General features: G+C 69.7%; 13 protein-coding genes. 8 read left to right on the forward strand and 5 right to left on the reverse strand.

The genetic code is table 11. The annotated features are described in order from the left end of the window. The first annotated feature begins 143 nt into the window (after positions 1–143). Together D456_RS0101650 and D456_RS0101655 are read left to right on the forward strand one after the other, a co-directional pair. Complete coding sequence (locus D456_RS0101650; RefSeq protein ID WP_017574406.1) at positions 144–1109, forward strand: glycosyltransferase family 9 protein; 966 nt, start codon at positions 144–146, stop codon at positions 1107–1109. A gap of 165 nt (positions 1110–1274) precedes the next feature. Further along, positions 1275–2171 carry a SigB/SigF/SigG family RNA polymerase sigma factor gene (locus tag D456_RS0101655; protein WP_017574407.1) on the forward strand — a complete coding sequence of 299 codons (897 nt, stop codon included), beginning with the start codon at positions 1275–1277 and terminating at the stop codon, positions 2169–2171. 52 nt (positions 2172–2223) lie between these two features. On the opposite strand, the gene D456_RS0101660 is transcribed toward D456_RS0101655, so the two are convergent. From D456_RS0101660 to D456_RS0101675, 4 genes are all read right to left on the reverse strand, one after another. Then, positions 2224–4488, reverse strand: a complete 2265-nt coding sequence (locus D456_RS0101660; RefSeq protein ID WP_017574408.1) for a terpene synthase family protein — start codon at positions 4486–4488, stop codon at positions 2224–2226. 44 nt (positions 4489–4532) lie between these two features. Beyond that, a complete protein-coding gene (locus D456_RS0101665; protein WP_017574409.1) occupies positions 4533–5570 on the reverse strand; it encodes a family 2 encapsulin nanocompartment cargo protein polyprenyl transferase in 1038 nt (345 codons plus the stop codon). Positions 5571–5580: 10 nt separating this feature from the next. After that, positions 5581–6996, reverse strand: coding sequence for a family 2B encapsulin nanocompartment shell protein (locus D456_RS0101670; RefSeq protein ID WP_017574410.1), 1416 nt, complete (start codon positions 6994–6996; stop codon positions 5581–5583). A 124-nt stretch (positions 6997–7120) separates the two neighbouring features. Continuing rightward, complete coding sequence (locus D456_RS0101675; protein WP_394297256.1) at positions 7121–8551, reverse strand: family 2B encapsulin nanocompartment shell protein; 1431 nt, start codon at positions 8549–8551, stop codon at positions 7121–7123. A 493-nt stretch (positions 8552–9044) separates the two neighbouring features. Between D456_RS0101675 and D456_RS0101680 the strand changes: the two genes are divergently transcribed. Then, positions 9045–9278, forward strand: a complete 234-nt coding sequence (locus D456_RS0101680; RefSeq protein WP_017574412.1) for a hypothetical protein — start codon at positions 9045–9047, stop codon at positions 9276–9278. A 116-nt stretch (positions 9279–9394) separates the two neighbouring features. Next, positions 9395–9634, forward strand: coding sequence for a hypothetical protein (locus tag D456_RS23475; RefSeq protein WP_040698497.1), 240 nt, complete (start codon positions 9395–9397; stop codon positions 9632–9634). Between the two features lie 66 nt (positions 9635–9700). Here D456_RS23475 and D456_RS0101690 read toward each other — a convergent pair whose 3' ends face one another. Further along, the gene (locus D456_RS0101690) at positions 9701–10936 is read right to left on the reverse strand and encodes a phospholipase D-like domain-containing protein (RefSeq protein WP_017574413.1); all 1236 of its coding nucleotides are present in this window, start codon (positions 10934–10936) and stop codon (positions 9701–9703) included. 397 nt (positions 10937–11333) lie between these two features. Here D456_RS0101690 and D456_RS0101700 point away from each other — a divergent pair, with 397 nt between their 5' ends. The 4 genes from D456_RS0101700 (at position 11334) to D456_RS0101715 (ending at position 15715) form a co-directional block, all read left to right on the forward strand. Next, a complete protein-coding gene (locus D456_RS0101700; RefSeq protein ID WP_017574414.1) occupies positions 11334–12146 on the forward strand; it encodes an HAD family hydrolase in 813 nt (270 codons plus the stop codon). A gap of 111 nt (positions 12147–12257) precedes the next feature. Beyond that, a complete protein-coding gene (fdhD, locus tag D456_RS0101705) occupies positions 12258–13109 on the forward strand; it encodes a formate dehydrogenase accessory sulfurtransferase FdhD (protein WP_026115482.1) in 852 nt (283 codons plus the stop codon). Positions 13110–13643: 534 nt separating this feature from the next. After that, positions 13644–14039, forward strand: coding sequence for a DUF485 domain-containing protein (locus D456_RS0101710; protein WP_017574416.1), 396 nt, complete (start codon positions 13644–13646; stop codon positions 14037–14039). Next, positions 14036–15715, forward strand: a complete 1680-nt coding sequence (locus D456_RS0101715; protein ID WP_017574417.1) for a solute symporter family protein — start codon at positions 14036–14038, stop codon at positions 15713–15715. The genes D456_RS0101710 and D456_RS0101715 overlap by 4 nt, the downstream gene beginning before the upstream one ends. Positions 15716–15843 lie beyond the last annotated feature (128 nt).

Below are 15843 nucleotides of genomic sequence, written 5' to 3' on the forward strand. Positions count from 1 at the left end.
ACGGACAAACTTCGCCCTGACCTCCCTGTTCGCACCTGCGGCCCCGGACGGCTCCCGCGCCCGGTCCCATGTTTGACTCGGGAGGCCGACGGTCAGGGCCTTCCAGGAGCGACCGCTGCGGCCGAGGAGGGACCATGTCTCCGGTGACCCGCTCCCCCCGTCTCCTGGCGGTACGCGCGCTGGGTCTGGGGGACTTCGTGACCGCGGTCCCCGCCCTGCGTGCCTTGGAGCGTGCCCGTCCCGATCACGTGCGCGTGTTGGCCGGGCCGGGCTGGTACCGGGACCTGGTGCGGTCGGCCGGGTTGGGGTGGCGTGTCCTGCCCGCCGACGCACTGCGTACACCGGAGTGGGAGGGCCCCGCCCCGGATCTCGCGGTGAATCTGCACGGCCGGGGGCCGCAGAGCACGGTCGCGGTGGAGGCGCTCGGCCCCGGGGAGCTGTGGGGTTACGCGCACCCGGACGTCCCCTGGGTCCAGGGGCCGCCGTGGCCCGGCGCGATCCACGATTCCCGGGTCTGGTGCGGGCTGTTGGAGTACCACGGGGTTCCCGCCGACCCCGAGGACGTGCGTTGGACCCAGCCGGTCGGCACCAGCGACCGGGACGACACGGTCGTCGTGCACCCCGGCGCGGCCTCGGCGTCGCGGCGGTGGCCGCCCGAACGGTTCGCCCAGGTGGCCCGCCGCCTCCAGAACCGGGGGTTCAGGGTCCTGGTGACCGGTTCTTCCGGGGAGCGTGCTCTGGCCGAGCGGGTCGCCGCGGAGGCCGGGTTGCGGTCCGGGTCGGTCGTGGCGGGCCGGACCGGTCTGCGCCTGTTGCTCCATCTGGTCGCCCGTGCCCGTCTCCTCGTATGCGGGGATACGGGTGTGGCGCATGTGGCGACCGCCTGTGTCACCCCGTCGGTCCGTCTCCACGGGCCGGTCTCCCCGGCCCTGTGGGGGCCGCTCGTGGACACCGACGTCCACTCCTGTCTGTGGTCGGGGCGCCGGGGCGACCCGCATGCGGACCGTTTGGACCCGGGGCTGGCCGAGCTGACGGTGGATGCGGTGTGGCAGGAGTGCGAGCGCCTACTGGGAAGACGGCAATTCCCGACAAAAGCCCATCAAGTCTGAATCACTGGACTTTTCGCCACCACAGTCGTGGGCAACCCCCTGCACAGGCACGTCTTCGTGGAGAACACTTCCCCCACACGGAACCCGGACCGCAGAACACCGACCACAACCCCGGGGCCCGTGTGCAAGGACGCTCTCCCGTGCCCGACGGTGAGGAGGATCCTCTTGACTGTGCACACCACATCCGACGTCCGGGGCACGACCACAGAGCCCCGGCCCTCGGAACCTTCGCGGGAGAGCGCACTCGTCCCCCGCCAGGCCCGCGAACCCGCGGCGGAGGTCCTCGACGACCCGCCCTCCGTGCAGGAACCCTCGGCGGAGGCATCCGCCGAGGAACTGCTGAGAACACTGAAGGCGTTGGAGCCGCACGACCCCCTGGAGGAACGGCTCCGCGAACGGATCGTGCAGCGCTACAGGCCGGTCCTGCACCGGATCGCCCGCCACTACAGCGGCCGGGGAGAACCCGAGGAGGACCTGCGGCAGACGGCACACGTGGGGCTGGCCAAGGCGATCCGCGGTTACGCCCCCGAGAGGGGCAAGGCCTTCATCAGTTACCTGCTGCCCACCGTCACGGGCGAGATCAAACGGCACTTCCGCGACCACACGTGGGCGGTGCACATCCCCCGGGAGATCCAGTCGCGCCGTCCCAGGATGAACCGGATCCGGCAGGAGCTCGAGCAACAACTCTCACGCGCCCCGAGCATCCACGAGATCGCACAGGCCATGGAGCTCTCGGACAAGGAGGTGGAGAGGATCCTGCTGGCCTCGGAGGCCTACAACACCTTCTCCTTCGGGTCCTACGACGAGGACTCGCCCTCCCCGATGGAGGAACGCATCGGCAGCGAGGACCACGACCTGAACATGGTCGTCGAGCGGGAGTCGCTGCGTACCGCGTGCGCGTTGCTCTCGCCCCGGGAGCAGCTGATCCTCAAACTCCGGTTCTTCGACGAATGGACCCAGGGGCAGATCGCCGAGGAGGTGGGCTGCTCTCAGATGCACGTCTCCCGCCTGCTCGCATCCACCCTGCGCACCCTCCGAGCGGAGATGGTCGCGCTCTCCTGAACGGGTGTCGTGCGCAGGCCCGGCGGACACGGGACCACCGGGCCTGCGCCGGTCAGTGGGGCACGCGCTCGCGCAGCACGGACGCCAGCCGGGCGGCGGAGGTACCGAGCCCGGACGGGCGCCAGGCGTGGTCGGCCGGCACGCCTTCACCCAGAGGTTCGGGGGTGCGCAGGCGGCGCTGTTCCGCGTCGGTGTAGCGCACACACTTGCGGTGCCACTCGAGGATCCCCGCCATCCACTCCTTCATGCCTTCGGCATCGCGGACCAGCGCGCCGCGGGCCTCGTCGTCGAGCGCGAAGTCCTCGAAGAGCCTCGGCAGGTCCTGGGCGAGGATGTGCTCGAACTGCTCCATGCGGGCGTGCATGAGGTCGACGACGACGTCGCGGGCGGCGAAGCGGTCGAGGCCGAGGAAGTTCTCCGTGACCAGGACGAGGTTGTGCACCTCCCCCTCGAACTCGATCTCCTTCTGGTAGGAGAACAGGTCGTTGAGGAAACACGCGTAGTCCTGCGCGGAGGTCTCCAGCTCGCGCATGGTCCGGGTCCGGAAGATCTCCCGGGGCACGGCGGCCGAGCGGGTGAGTTTGGCCAGGCTACGGGTCATGTCGGAGCCGAAGGTCTGCCGGCGCATCTCCAGGTAGTCCACCGGGTCGGGCACCCGGTGGTGAGCCTGGTTGTCGAGCTCCCACAGCCAGCTCGTGGTCATGTCCTCGACCGCCGTGCGGAACTCGGCCCGGGCCGCAGGTGCCATGGGCGCGGCGGTACGGCGCCACAGGTCGTCGAGGCTGCGCTCGAGCGGGTTGGCCGGTTCCGGGGTCGCACCGAGGTCCAGCGGCATGAACGCCGGGAGCCGCTCGTTGCAGAGTTTGGCCGCGGCGGCGTTGCGGGTGGTCCCGAAGACGGCGGGGAAGAAGTCGTCGCCGTAGGTTCCCCAGGCCAGCCAGTCGGAGGAGATGCACAGCTCGTCGAAACCGGCGTCGGCGTGGATCATGGCGGCGCAGTGGGGTAGGTCGAGGCCGATGAACTGCTGTTCGTTCCACACCCCGCCGGCCTCCACGCCGGGCAGCGAGTCGAAGAAACCCATCCGCCGGGCCCAGTCCACGGCGTAGCGGCGGGCCGCGTCGATCTGCGGGTTGGTGCGGAACGTGAACGGCATGTGGAGGTCGGGCAGCTCCAGCTGTCCGACGGGCCGCAGGGTCGGTTGGGTGTGTTGGCGGGCTCGCCGCCGAACCCCGGGTGCGAGCGAGGAGAAGGCCGGACGCGCGGACGCGGTACCCAGGCCGGTGGGCCCGGCCAGTTCCCCGGCCGGCCGGGTGGCCGCACCCTGGTTCATGTACCGGTCGGAACGTGCGTGCCATTCGTGCCCGCCTGCCTGCCAGTCCTGGAGGCCTTTGACGTAGGCGGCCACCCCGGTCTGTTCGCCGGGGGCCACGGCACGTTCGGCCAGCAGCTCGGGTACTTCGCCCAGCGCCGTGTCCTCGAACTGCACGAGCCGGGAGGTCAGCAGGTCGTTGACGAGTTCGGCCGCCTCCTGGGTGGATCGGCCGAAGAAGCGCTCGAAGACCAGGACCGCGTTGGAGTTCTCTCCCTCCTCCTGGACCTCGCGCTGGTAGGAGAACAGGTCGTTGCGCAGGTGGACGGCGTCGGAGAAGGTGTCGGCCAGGACCCGCAAGGGCCGTTCCTCCGCCACCCCGTCGGGCAGTTCGGCACCGACCGCGACCTCGACGAGGTTGGCCGACCAGGGCGCTCCCCCGACCCGTCGCCGCATCTGGATGTACTCGATCGGGTTGGCCACCCGCTCGCGTTCGATGTTGTCCAGCTCCCACATCGACTCGACCATGAGGTTGTGGGTGCTGGTGGTGAAGCGCCGCCGCCAGCCGGCCGACATGGACGGGACGGTGCGCTGCCACAGGTCGGCCAGGCCCGCCTCGGCCGGGTTCCCGGGTTCGCGCGGGAGACCGCCGTCCTCGGTCATGAACTCCTCGAGACGGTCGAGGAAGGTCTGTGCGCCGGTGAAGTCCCGGGAGTACTTGTACTGCTCCAGGAAGTAGTCGTCGAAGAAGAACACCCACACGTACCAGTCGGTGACGAGATCGAGTGTGGGCCCGTCGCAGTCGGGGTGGGTGTAGGCACACATGAGCGCGTAGTCCATCCCGGCCAGGGCGGCCTCGTCCCAGACGAGTCCGCCCTCGGGCGTGCGGGTGTCGAGCATGCCCATGCGGCGGGCCCAGCCGGTGCTGTGCTCGCGGGTGCGCTCCAGGTGCGGGTTGAGCCTGGCCGGATGCGGCAGGTAGAAGTCGGGCAGGGTGAACGCTTCCATGAGGGCGCCTGTTCTGGTCGGGCGGTGGTTTCGGGCCGCCTGGGTCAGTGGGTCCGGTCGACGGCGAACCGGGCCAGCCCCGCGAGTTCTCCGGCGGGACGCGGGGCCAGGTCGGCGGAGCGCAGGGCATCCAGGGCCCGGTCGAGCAGGAGGTCGGCCTGCTCCCTGCTCCACCGGCGCCCCCCGGCGCCCTCGATCAGGTCAGCGGCGCGGGCGATCTCGGCATCGGAGAGTTCCCGGTCGTCCAGATAGAAATCGGCCAGTTCCCGTCCTGCGGGGGTACCGGACCTCAGAGCGGCCACCACCGGCAAGGTCTTCTTGCGGCTGCGCAGGTCGGAGTGGACCGGTTTGCCGGTGGCCTCGGGACGTCCCCAGATCCCGAGGAGGTCGTCGGCGTGCTGGAAGGCGGTCCCGAAGGAGCTGCCGAACTCACGCAACGCCTCCACCCGTTCACCCCCGCCGCCGAACGCGGCACCGAGCGCACACGCGCTTCCGAGCAGCGCGCTGGTCTTGCCCTCGGCCATGCGCACGCACTCCTCCAGGCCGACGTCGCGGCGTTCCTCGAAGTCGAGGTCGGCGCTCTGGCCGTTGATGAGGTCGAGCACCGTGGCGCTGAGCATGCGCAGCCCCTCCTGCGCGGCGTGGGCACGGCTGGAGGCGAGCACGTCCAGGGCCAGGGTGAGCAGGGCATCGCCGGTGAGGATGGCGGTGTTGGTCCCGAACACCGTCCATGCGGTGGGGCGGTGGCGGCGTGTGGTGTCACCGTCCATGACGTCGTCGTGCAGCAGGGAGAAATTGTGCACCAGTTCGACGGCGACCGCAGCGGGCACGGCCGGGGCGGGATCGCTGCCCACCGCTTCCGCGGCCAGCAGCGCCAGCGTGGGACGGATCGCCTTGCCGGAGCCGGCCCGGGCGGGGTTGCCGTGCTCGTCGCACCAGCCGAAGTGGTAGGCGGCGACCGGGCGCACGGCGGGCGACAGGCTGTCGACCGCGGCGCGCACGGCGGGTTCGAAGAGCCTGCGGCCCCGGTCCAGGACCTCGTCGGTCCGGTGGTCGTGTTCGGTGTCCTCGGTGACGGACATGGGTCCTCCCTCAGCGTGTGATGTCGACGTTCTCGAGGACCCCCAGCGCGTCGGGTACGAGGACGGCGGCGGAGTAGTAGGCGCTGACCAGGTAGGAGGCGACGGCCCGGGCGCTGGTGCCCATGAAGCGGACGTTGAGGCCGGGCTCGTACTCGTCGGGGATCCCGGTCTGGTGCAGGCCGACCACACCGTGGGCCTCCTCGCCGGTACGCAGGGCGAGGACGGACGAGGTGCGGTCCGGGTTGATCGGGAGCTTGTCGCAGGGCAGGAGGGGCACCCCCCGCCACGCCGTGACCTGGCGGCCTTCGACCTCGACGGGGTCGGGGTACAGGCCGCGCCGGTTGCACTCGCGTCCGAAGGCGGCGATGGTCTGCGGGTGTGCGAGGAGGAGCTGGGTCCTGCGGCGGCGTGCGAGGAGTTCGTCGAAGTCGTCGGGGGCGGGGGGCCCGGCACGGCCCTGGATGCGTTGTCGTAGGTCGGCATTGTGGAGGAGCCCGAACTCGCGGTTGTTGACCATCTCGTGCTCCTGGCGCTCACGCAGGGCCTCGACAGTGAGCCGGAGCTGCTGCTCGAGCTGGTCCATGGGGTCGTTGTAGAGGTCTGCCACCCGCGTGTGTACCCGCAGCACGGTCTGGGCCACACTCAGTTCGTAGTGGCGGGGTGAGCGCTCGTAGTCGACGAACGTGCCCTGGAGCGCCGGTTCACCTGTGTGTCCCGAGGTCAGGCCGATGTCGGCCTCGCCGTGTCTGTTGTGGGGTCCGGGGTCGGCGAGCCGGTCCCGGACGTGGGTGCGCAGCGCGGGCGAGTCGCGCACGGCGCGTTCGACCGCTTCCCGGGGCAGGGTCATGACGATGCACGGGGTGCGGGCCCTGAGTCCGGCCTGCCAGGTTCCGGGTTCCTCCGCGAAGGTCTCCGCGCCGACGAACTTGCCGTCGGCCAGGACGTCGAGGACGACGGGGTCGCCGTACTTGCCCTGCCCGACCCGGTCGGCCTTGCCGTGTGCGATGACGTGCACACCGTCCTGGGCGCGTCCGGCCTCCACGATGGTCTCGCCGGGCTCGAAGCCGCGCTGCTCGAACCGGGAAGCCAACGCCTCCAGCACGGAGTCGTCCCCGAAGCCCCGGAGAGCGGGGAGTTCGTGCAGTTCGGCCGGCACCACACTCACATCAGCACCGGTGTTCACACACGTCACACGACCATCGCCGATCGTGCAGACCATGCGGCGGTTCACCCGGTAGGTGCCACCGCGTGTCTCGGCCCACGGCAGCATCCGCAACAGCCATCGCGGCGTGATCCCCTGCATCTGCGGGGCGGACTTGGTCGTCGTGGCCAGGTTCCGGGCCGCCGGTGCCCCCAGGCTGAGCGGGGCGGGCGGGTCTTCGAGGATTTCCGGGACCTCGGGGGTCCCGGTGTCGGTCACTGTCATGGCAAAGCCACCAATCCTGCTGGGTGCTCGGGGGGCCGAGAGTCCGTCCCGGCCCGCCCGGCCCCGGTGTCGGGGCGGGGCCGCCGTGGCGTCCCCGGCCCCATCGGTCCTCCGACGGTCCTACTCAGTCCTCTCGGCCGAGCTCGACGTCCTCCAGGACCCCGAGTGCGTCGGGGACGAGGACGGCGGCGGAGTAGTAGGTGCTGACCAGGTAGGAGATGATCGCCTGCTCGTTGATCCCCATGAACCTCACGGACAGGCCCGGCTGGTACTCGTCGGGGATCCCGGTCTGGTGCAGGCCGATCACACCGCGGTTCTGCTCGCCGGTGCGCATGAGCAGGATCGAGCTGGTACGGGCCTTGGTGACGGGGATCTTGTTGCAGGGCAGCATCGGCACACCGCGCCAGGAGGGGACCTGGTGCCCGGACATGTCGACGCTCTGCGGGTAGATGCCGCGGCGGCTGCACTCGCGTCCGAAAGCGGCGATGGTACGCGGGTGGGCCAGCATGAACCCGGGCTCCTTCCACACCGTGGCCAGGAGCTGGTCGAGGTCGTCCGGGCCGGGGGGACCGCTGCGGGGCTGGATGCGCTGGCTCAGGTCGGCGTTGTGGAGGAGACCGAACTCGCGGTTGTTGACCATCTCGTGCTCCTGGCGCTCACGCAGGGCCTCGATGGTCAGCCGGAGCTGCTGCTCGACCTGGTTCATGGGCTCGTTGTAGAGGTCGGCCACCCGCGTGTGCACCCGCAGGACGGTCTGGGCCACACTCAGCTCGTACTCGCGGGGCGAGCGCTCGTAGTCGACGAACGTGCCGGGGAGGACGGGTTCGCCCGCGTGGCCCGAGGAGAGGTCGATGGCGGACTCGCCGTGCCCGACGTCCGGGTCGCGGAGCCGGCTGCGGACGTTCCGGGCGTGCTCGCGCAGGGCCTCGGCCTGCCCGTTGAGTTCGCCCAGCACCCGGTTCGGGAGGGTGAGCACCGTGCAGCGGGTGACCGCCTTGGCCGTGAAGTCCCAGGGCTCTTCCGAGCCCGCCAGGACCTCTTCGCCGAAGTGGGCACCGCCGGCCAGGACGTCGAGCACGACGGGGTCGCCGTACTTGCCCTGCCCGATCCGGTTGACCTTGCCGTGCGCGATGACGTGCACCCCGTCGCGGGCACGCCCGGCCTCCACGATGGTCTCGCCGGGCTCGAACTCGCGCTGCTCGAACCGGGAAGCCAACGCCTCCAGCACGGAGTCGTCCCCGAAGTCGCGCAGAGTGGGGAGTTCACGCAGTTCGGCCGGCACCACACTCATGTCAGCACCGGTGTTCACACAGGTCACGCGACCGTCGCCGACCGTGTACACCAGGCGGCGGTTCACCCGGTAGGCCCCGCCCCGCGCCTGGACCCACGGCAGCATCCGCAACAGCCACCGCGACGTGATCCCCTGCATCTGCGGGGACGACTTCGTCGTCGTCGCCAGATTCCGGGCCGCCGACGTCCCCAGGCTCATCGGCTGTTGTCCGTCCTGCTGAGCAGGGGTCGATTCGACCGTTTCCGTCACCGAGAACACCACCATTTCCGAACGCAGTCAATGCATGTGTGCAGCAGAACCGGGAGGAAGAAAGTCCACGTAAGAGCCCCCGACCTCCGGCCCCGAACCAAAGAGACCACACGGGCCGAGCGCCCGCAACGGGAATGGACTTTCTCTATGAAGGGGGCTGATCAGGAGATTCGCGCAGTCCTACCCAACGCACCACACTTACACACTGTCAGGAGAATCGAGACGGACACGCTCGACAGAACAGGAAATTCCACCGAAACATGACGTACAACTAGGAGCGACAAAAATACGTTCCGAGTCGAGCCATAAAATGAGAGAGAATGACCGTTTCGAGAGTTTCCGCGTCGGCCCCTACCGGAACTCGGTCCCAGGCTTGCGGGCCCACCGGAAGGACCGTGGCGTCCGGCCTGCAAACCCGACCCCGTGCCGGCCCGACCGGATCGGGCCGACGTCGGCCCGATCCGGGGTTCGACTGTCGAACCCTCCGAAGGCGGGCTACTGTGCCCCCATGGTCATGTGGGCATCGGATTCCAGGGGCGCGCGGGTGCGTGAAGGCCTGACCCTGCTCCTGAGCCAGGGGGTCATCGACGACTTCGAGATCGGCTACGAGGACGAACTCCCCTACCGGGTGACCCTCCCCGTCGGTGTGCTCTCCCTGGACGAACACCAGGCCGCACACTTCGTCCTGGGCGCGGTCGTGGCCCGCTTCGGCCCCCTGAGCCGTGACGGACGCGAGATCTGACCCCCTCCTCCGGAGCGCGGTGTTCCACTCCCCGATCGGCGCCGTGTCGTGCTGACAACGCCCCCGACCGCGCAGGATCATGGGAAAGCGCAGGTCAAGAGCGACGGGGGAGAACCATGACGGAACAGGACCGATCCGGGGAGCACACGGACACCGGCAGTCGCGGACGTCCGAAGGGCGGTGCTTCGCCGTCGGCCATCGCCGGGGCCCTGCACCGCACCCCCCACCCCGGGCCGCAGCACTGGGGCGGGCCCAGGCCCCGCAAGACGGACCCCGACCCGTTCTTCTCCAGTTTCACCAGCAAACTGACGCCGCCTCCGGGCGCCCGCAGGCCCAGGCTCGACCCGGACCGTTGAGGGACCTCCCACGGAGAAGGGCCCGCCCCGGCGGCCGTACTCACGGGACGGGAGGGCCGGGCCTCCTCAGAGGATCCCCCGCCACGGGGCCAGGACGATCTCACTGAACTTGGCCGCGACCGGCCGTCCCTGCCATTCGTCCTCGGTGAGCTCGCGCGCGTTGGACAGGTCGTTGTCGAAGACCTTCTCCAGGTGCTCGGCCACACCCTCGTCGAAGATCTCGACGTTGATCTCGTAGTTGCCGGTCAGGCTGAGCCGGTCCATGTTCGCGGTCCCGATGGTGCTCCAGTGCCCGTCCACGGTCGCGGTCTTGGCGTGCACCATGGCGTCCTGGTACAGCCACAGGCGCACGCCGCCCTGCAGCAGATGCGAGAACTGGCCGCGGGCCAGCCAGTCGATGATGATGTGGTTGGAACGTTCGGGCACCAGCACGTTCACGTCCACGCCCTGCTGGGCAGCGGTGACGAGCGCGTTGACGAGCTCCCGGTCGGGGATGAAGTAGGCCTGCGTGATGCAGATGCTCTCCTTGGCGCGGTCGATCGCCTCCAGGAACATCGCCCGGATCGGGTAGATGATGAGCTCGGGCACGTTGCGGTGCACCCGGAACCGGGCGTCCCACTCCGCGTTGCCGATGTTGTCGATCTCGGGCTGCTCGCTCGCGCGGTTCATGTTCCAGAAGTCGACGAAGGCGTTCTCCAGCTCCCACACGGCGGGCCCGGAGACCTTGAGGTGGGTGTCGCGCCACTCGTTCGCGTACATGAGGCCGATGTTGTACCCACCGACGAAGCCGACCTCTCCGTCGACGGTGAGGATCTTGCGGTGGTCGCGCCCGGACTTGCGGATGTTGAACAGCAGCACCCCGGGCCGGAACGCGGGATAGCGCAGCACGTGCACGGTGTCGGGGAAGTCGAAGAAGGAGCGGGGCACGACCAGGTTCGCGAACCCGTCGTAGACGAGGTAGACCTCGACCCCGCGTTCGGCGGCGTCGATGAGGGCGCGTTTGAACTGGTGGCCGACCCGGTCGTCCTTGACGATGTAGGACTCGAGGAGCACCCGTTTCCTTGCGCCCCGGATCGCCGTGAGCATGTCGTCGTAGAGGTCGACGCCGTAGGTGTAGATCATGGCGTCGTTGTCGCCGATCATCAGCCTCTCGGGGGGTGTGCGCGGGAAGACGCTCCGGCGCGGGCGTACGCGTCGGCGCCAGCGGTTGATGCCGGTGAGCGTGGCGGCCACTGCCACTTGGGTGGCCAGCACACCGAACAGCCCCCACTTGGTGGCCCTGACGATGGTGGAGCGTCGCAAAGTCCCTCCCAGACGTGCGCTCTGCCGGAAGGGACAGGAGCCCACGACCCTGGCTTCCGGGGCAACCCGAACGACAACCGTACCGTGACGCGGGCCGTCGCCCTGTGTATTTCCCTCCCGTTGCCCGAGTGAGGATACGGGTGTGGCGGGCGTCTCAGGCAGGCAGCCTGCGCATGGGGAGTTCCGCGGCGGCGCTCTCACGCCGGCCCCGGTTCACCTGCGGGCCACCACGTGCTCGATCAGACCGAACCCGGTCCGCCCGTGCTCCACAACCGTGAAGCCGACCTCCTGGGCCACGGCCCGCGGCAATCGGCGGGGGCCGGGGTCCCCTCGACCGCTCGCGAGCCGTGTGGTCCCTCCCTTCCCCCGGGATACTTACGAGGACATAATCCGACACATGCCTCTTCCCCGTGTCATCGCCACAGACCTGGACGGGACCCTCCTCGACACGGAGGGCCGCATCAGCCCCCGCAACCGCCAGGCCCTGAACTCCGCCGCTCGCGCGGGTGTGCGTGTGGTCGTGGTGACCGCACGCCCGCTGCGTACGGCGGCCGCCTACGCCGGACAGTTCCCCTGCTCGGCCGTGGTGTGCGGCAACGGCGCCGTCGCCCACGTCGACGGCCGCCCCGACCCTCTGGTACGCGCCATGGACCACGCAACCGGGACCGAGGTCGTGGAGCGGCTCCGGGCCTCGATCCCCGGGGTCGGGTTCGCCGTGGAGACCGGCACCCACTTCTTCCACGAGCGTTCCTACGAGCTGGAGCCCTGGCTGAGCCCCTCGTACGTACAGGAGATCCTGGACACCCCCGATGCCCTGCTCACCCACGCCGCGCCCGTGACTCAGCTGGTGGCACGCTCGACGGCGGTACCGGTGGACGAGATGCACCGCGCGGCCTTGGATGCGGCCGCCTCCCTCGCCGAGATCACCTTCGCGGGCAGGGCCGGACTGCTGGACATGAGCGCCTCGGGGGTGAACAAGGGCAGCACGCTGGCGCTGCTGTGCGGGCAATGGGACGTGGCCGCCGAGGACGTGGTCGCCTTCGGGGACATGCCCAACGACCTGTCGTCACTGACCTGGGCGGGAGCGGGGTATGCGATGGCCAACGCCCATCCGGCCCTGACCGCCCCGTCCGCGGGGCTGTTGAGTGCCCCGTCGCATGCCGAGGACGGTGTGGCCCGGGTGGTCGAGGAGATCCTCGACCACGCCTGACCAGCACGTCCACCACACCGATCGGAAGGGGCGCGCGAGGTGGGACGGTCCCTGGCGGGATAGCGTTGGTCCTCAGGAACAGAGCACTCTGGACACGGGACGGTGGTGTCGGTGGGACGGGTCACGGCGCGGCAGAAGGTCCTGCGGATCAGGGACGGAGCGGTCGACGAGCGCCCCGACACCCTCGCGGTGGAGGAACCGTTGGAGATCCGGCTGGACGGTTCTCCCCTGACGGTCACCATGCGCACCCCGGGCCACGACTTCGACATGGCCGCCGGTTTCCTGGTGAGCGAGGGCGTGATCACCGGGACCGGGGACGTGCTGGCCACACGGTACTGCGCCGGCACCGACGAGGACGGCCGCAACACCTTCAACGTCGTGGACGTGTCCCTGGCCGCGCACGTGCCGCCCCCGGACACCTCCCTGGAGCGCAACTTCTACACCACGTCCTCGTGCGGCCTGTGCGGAAAGGCGAGCCTGGACGCGGTGCGTACCCGTACCCGGTGGGCGGTGGCCGACGACCCGCTGCGTGTGGACACGCCGTTGTTGTCCTCCCTGCCGGACCGGCTGCGCGAGGCCCAACGGGTCTTCGACCGCACCGGCGGGTTGCACGCGGCCGGACTCTTCGACCCCTCGGGCCGGGCGCTGGTGGTTCGCGAGGACGTCGGCCGGCACAACGCCGTCGACAAGGTGCTGGGATGGGCCCAGCGCACGGGTGCTCTGCCGTTGCGCGGCACCGTGCTGGCGCTGTCGGGGCGGGCCTCCTTCGAGCTGGTGCAGAAGGCGTGGATGGCGGGGATCCCGGTGGTGACCGCGGTCTCGGCGCCCTCGTCCCTCGCGGCCGAGCTGGCGCAGGAGGCCGGCATCACGCTCGTGGGTTTCCTGCGCGGGGCGTCGATGAACGTCTACTCGGCCACCGAACGGGTGGAACTCCCCGCGGGCAACCACGACCCCAGGCCTTGAGGCGACCGCGCCCGAATCGACTTCCTCCCCTCCCCGGAGGGGGCTCTTCCTCCCGGTCCTGAGATCGGGGGGTTCCACGCCCGAACAGCCGACAGCGTCGGCGGGCACACGGCCCCGGTCACGCCGGTCTCCTCGCCGGGGAAGAACGCGCCCGCGAGGGGCGGCGTCGACGGCGCCGGCAGGGCCCCGGACGGCGTGAGCTCCACCGAACGGGGCGGTGCATCCCCTACGAACGGGGCAGCGGCACCTGCCGAACGGAACAGCACCACCCAGGCCGCACAGGCCATTGCGTCCTCGACCATCGAGCGTCCGCTCATCGCGCGAGAGGACCGTTCGTCGCACGGCGGGCGTCCGTTCGCCGCTTCCCTCCAGCGTTCGGCGCGTGTGGACGCCGCACCCCCTGCCCGTGGGGAGTGTCGCTCCTTACAGTTCCGAGTAACGCAGATCACATGACGGGTCCGCGTCCTGCCCGGCCCCCGTAGGGCGTGCCCCAGCGGCCATGTCCCGTCCCGTCCATCCCCCGGAGGAATCACCATGTCAGAGGACAGCCCCACGGGCGGGTCCGGTGCACCACCGGACCACACGAACGAGGGAGACCGGCCGATCCCGGACTCGGCCTACATCGCCATGCACAGCGACCCTCGGTTCGTCGAACTGAAGAGGCGGCTCTTCGCGTTCATCGTGCCCATGAGCATCGCCTTCATGGCCTGGTACGTGCTGTACGTCCTCATGTCCGCCTTCGGCCGCGACATCATGGGCACGGTGCTGTTCGGCAACATCAACGTCGCCCTGGTGTTCGGCCTCCTCCAGTTCGTCTCCACGTTCGGGATCGCGATCCTCTACACGCGCTACGCCCGCAAGAAGCTCGACGGGAACGCCGTCGAACTGCGTGACGAACTGCAGAACGGCAACGGCGGAGGTGACCGATGATCCTCGCACAGGAAGCTGTCAGCGAGAGCAGCCGCCTCGTCACCATCGTGCTGTTCGTCCTCATGGTCGCCGCGACTCTGGGCATCACCGTCTGGGCGAGCCGCAACACCCACTCCGCCACCGACTTCCACTCCGGCGGGCGCGGTTTCTCCCCCCTGCAGAACGGCCTGGCGATCGGCAGTGACTACATGTCGGCCGCCTCCTTCCTCGGTATCGCCGGGACCATCGCCCTGTTCGGCTACGACGGGTTCCTCTACTCCATCGGTTTCCTCGTGGCCTGGCTGGTCGCGCTCATGCTCGTCGCCGAGCTCCTGCGCAACTCCGGCCGCTACACGATGGGCGACGTCCTCTCCTACCGGATGAACCAACGCACCGTCCGAACCGCTGCGTCGGTCTCCACCATCGTGGTCTCGATCTTCTACCTGCTGGCCCAGATGGTGGGTGCGGGAGCGCTCATCGCGCTGCTCCTGGGCATCCAACCCGGGGAGACCTTCCTGGGCATGGACGCCCCGACCGCCAAGATCGCCGGCATCATCGTCGTCGGCCTGCTCATGACGATCTACGTCGCGTTCGGCGGCATGAAGGGCACGACCTGGGTCCAGATCATCAAGGCCGGCATCCTCCTCGGCGGCGCCGCGCTGCTCACCGTTCTGACCCTGTCCCTCTACGGGTTCGATTTCGGCTCCCTCATGGAGGACGCCGCCGTGATGAGCGGGGAGGGCAGGGCCTTCCTCGAACCCGGTCTGACCTACGGCGTCGAGGTCGCCGGCGACCCCCTCCAGACGTTGTGGAACAAGCTGGACCTCATCAGTCTCGGGATGGCGCTGGTGCTGGGCACGGCCGGCCTGCCGCACATCCTCATCCGCTTCTACACGGTCCCGGACTCCCAGAGCGCGCGTAAGTCCGTCAACTGGGGCATCGGCCTGATCGGTGTCTTCTACCTGCTCACCCTGATCCTGGGCTTCGGTGCAGCCGCGCTGGTGGGCCACGAAGCGATCCGCAACCAGGACGCCGCGGGCAACACCGCGGCACCGCAACTGGCACAGACGGTGGGCGAGAACATCGGCGGAGAGATGGCGGGCGCGGTCCTGCTGGCCTTCATCGCCTCGGCCGCCTTCGCAGCGATCCTGTCCACGGTCGCGGGCCTGGTCATCGCCTCCTCCTCCTCGCTGGCACACGACTTCTACAACTCGGTCCTGCGCCGGGGGAAGGCCACCGGCGCCGAGGAGGTCCGGGTCGCCAAGTTCGCCGCTCTGGGGGTCGGCATCACCGCGATCGTGCTCGCGGTCTTCGCCCAGAACCTCAACGTGGCCTTCCTGGTCTCGCTCGCGTTCGCCATGGCAGCGTCCGCGAACCTGCCGACCCTGCTGCTCAGCCTCTTCTGGAAGAGGTTCAACACGGCCGGCGCGCTCGCGGGTATCTACGGCGGTCTGGTCAGCGCCGTGGGTCTGGTGTTCTTCTCCCCGGTGGTGTCGGGTTCGGAGACGGCCCTGTTCCCGAACGCGGACTTCTCGTGGTTCCCGCTGCCGAACCCGGCCCTGGTGTCGGTCCCGCTGGGTCTGCTCTGCGCCGTCGTCGGTACCTACGCGTCCAAGGAACGCGACTTCGAGAAGTTCGCGATGCTCCAGGTCCGCGCCCTCACCGGCGCGGGCGCGGAAACGGCGGCCAAGCACTAAGACCCGCACCGGTGTGTGCCCGGCGCCGGTGGTCTCCGTCCGGCCACCGCCCATGGGCCGCACCACGACCGGGCCCGCCCTCCCTGCCGCTGGGGAAGGCGGGCCCGGCCCGTGTCCGCCGTCGGGAA

The sequence above is a fragment of the Nocardiopsis kunsanensis DSM 44524 genome, assembly GCF_000340965.1.
Classification (GTDB): Bacteria; Actinomycetota; Actinomycetes; order Streptosporangiales; family Streptosporangiaceae; genus Nocardiopsis; species Nocardiopsis kunsanensis.

Coding starts and splice junctions, on each gene's coding strand:
- D456_RS0101660 (WP_017574408.1), bottom strand. CDS start 4,488: ATGGAAGCGTTCACCCTGCCCGACTTCTACCTGCCGCATCCGGCCAGG.
- D456_RS0101715 (WP_017574417.1), top strand. CDS start 14,036: ATGATCCTCGCACAGGAAGCTGTCAGCGAGAGCAGCCGCCTCGTCACC.
- D456_RS0101665 (WP_017574409.1), bottom strand. CDS start 5,570: ATGTCCGTCACCGAGGACACCGAACACGACCACCGGACCGACGAGGTC.
- D456_RS0101680 (WP_017574412.1), top strand. CDS start 9,045: ATGGTCATGTGGGCATCGGATTCCAGGGGCGCGCGGGTGCGTGAAGGC.
- D456_RS0101670 (WP_017574410.1), bottom strand. CDS start 6,996: ATGACAGTGACCGACACCGGGACCCCCGAGGTCCCGGAAATCCTCGAA.
- D456_RS0101710 (WP_017574416.1), top strand. CDS start 13,644: ATGTCAGAGGACAGCCCCACGGGCGGGTCCGGTGCACCACCGGACCAC.
- D456_RS0101675 (WP_394297256.1), bottom strand. CDS start 8,551: ATGGTGGTGTTCTCGGTGACGGAAACGGTCGAATCGACCCCTGCTCAG.
- D456_RS23475 (WP_040698497.1), top strand. CDS start 9,395: ATGACGGAACAGGACCGATCCGGGGAGCACACGGACACCGGCAGTCGC.
- D456_RS0101700 (WP_017574414.1), top strand. CDS start 11,334: ATGCCTCTTCCCCGTGTCATCGCCACAGACCTGGACGGGACCCTCCTC.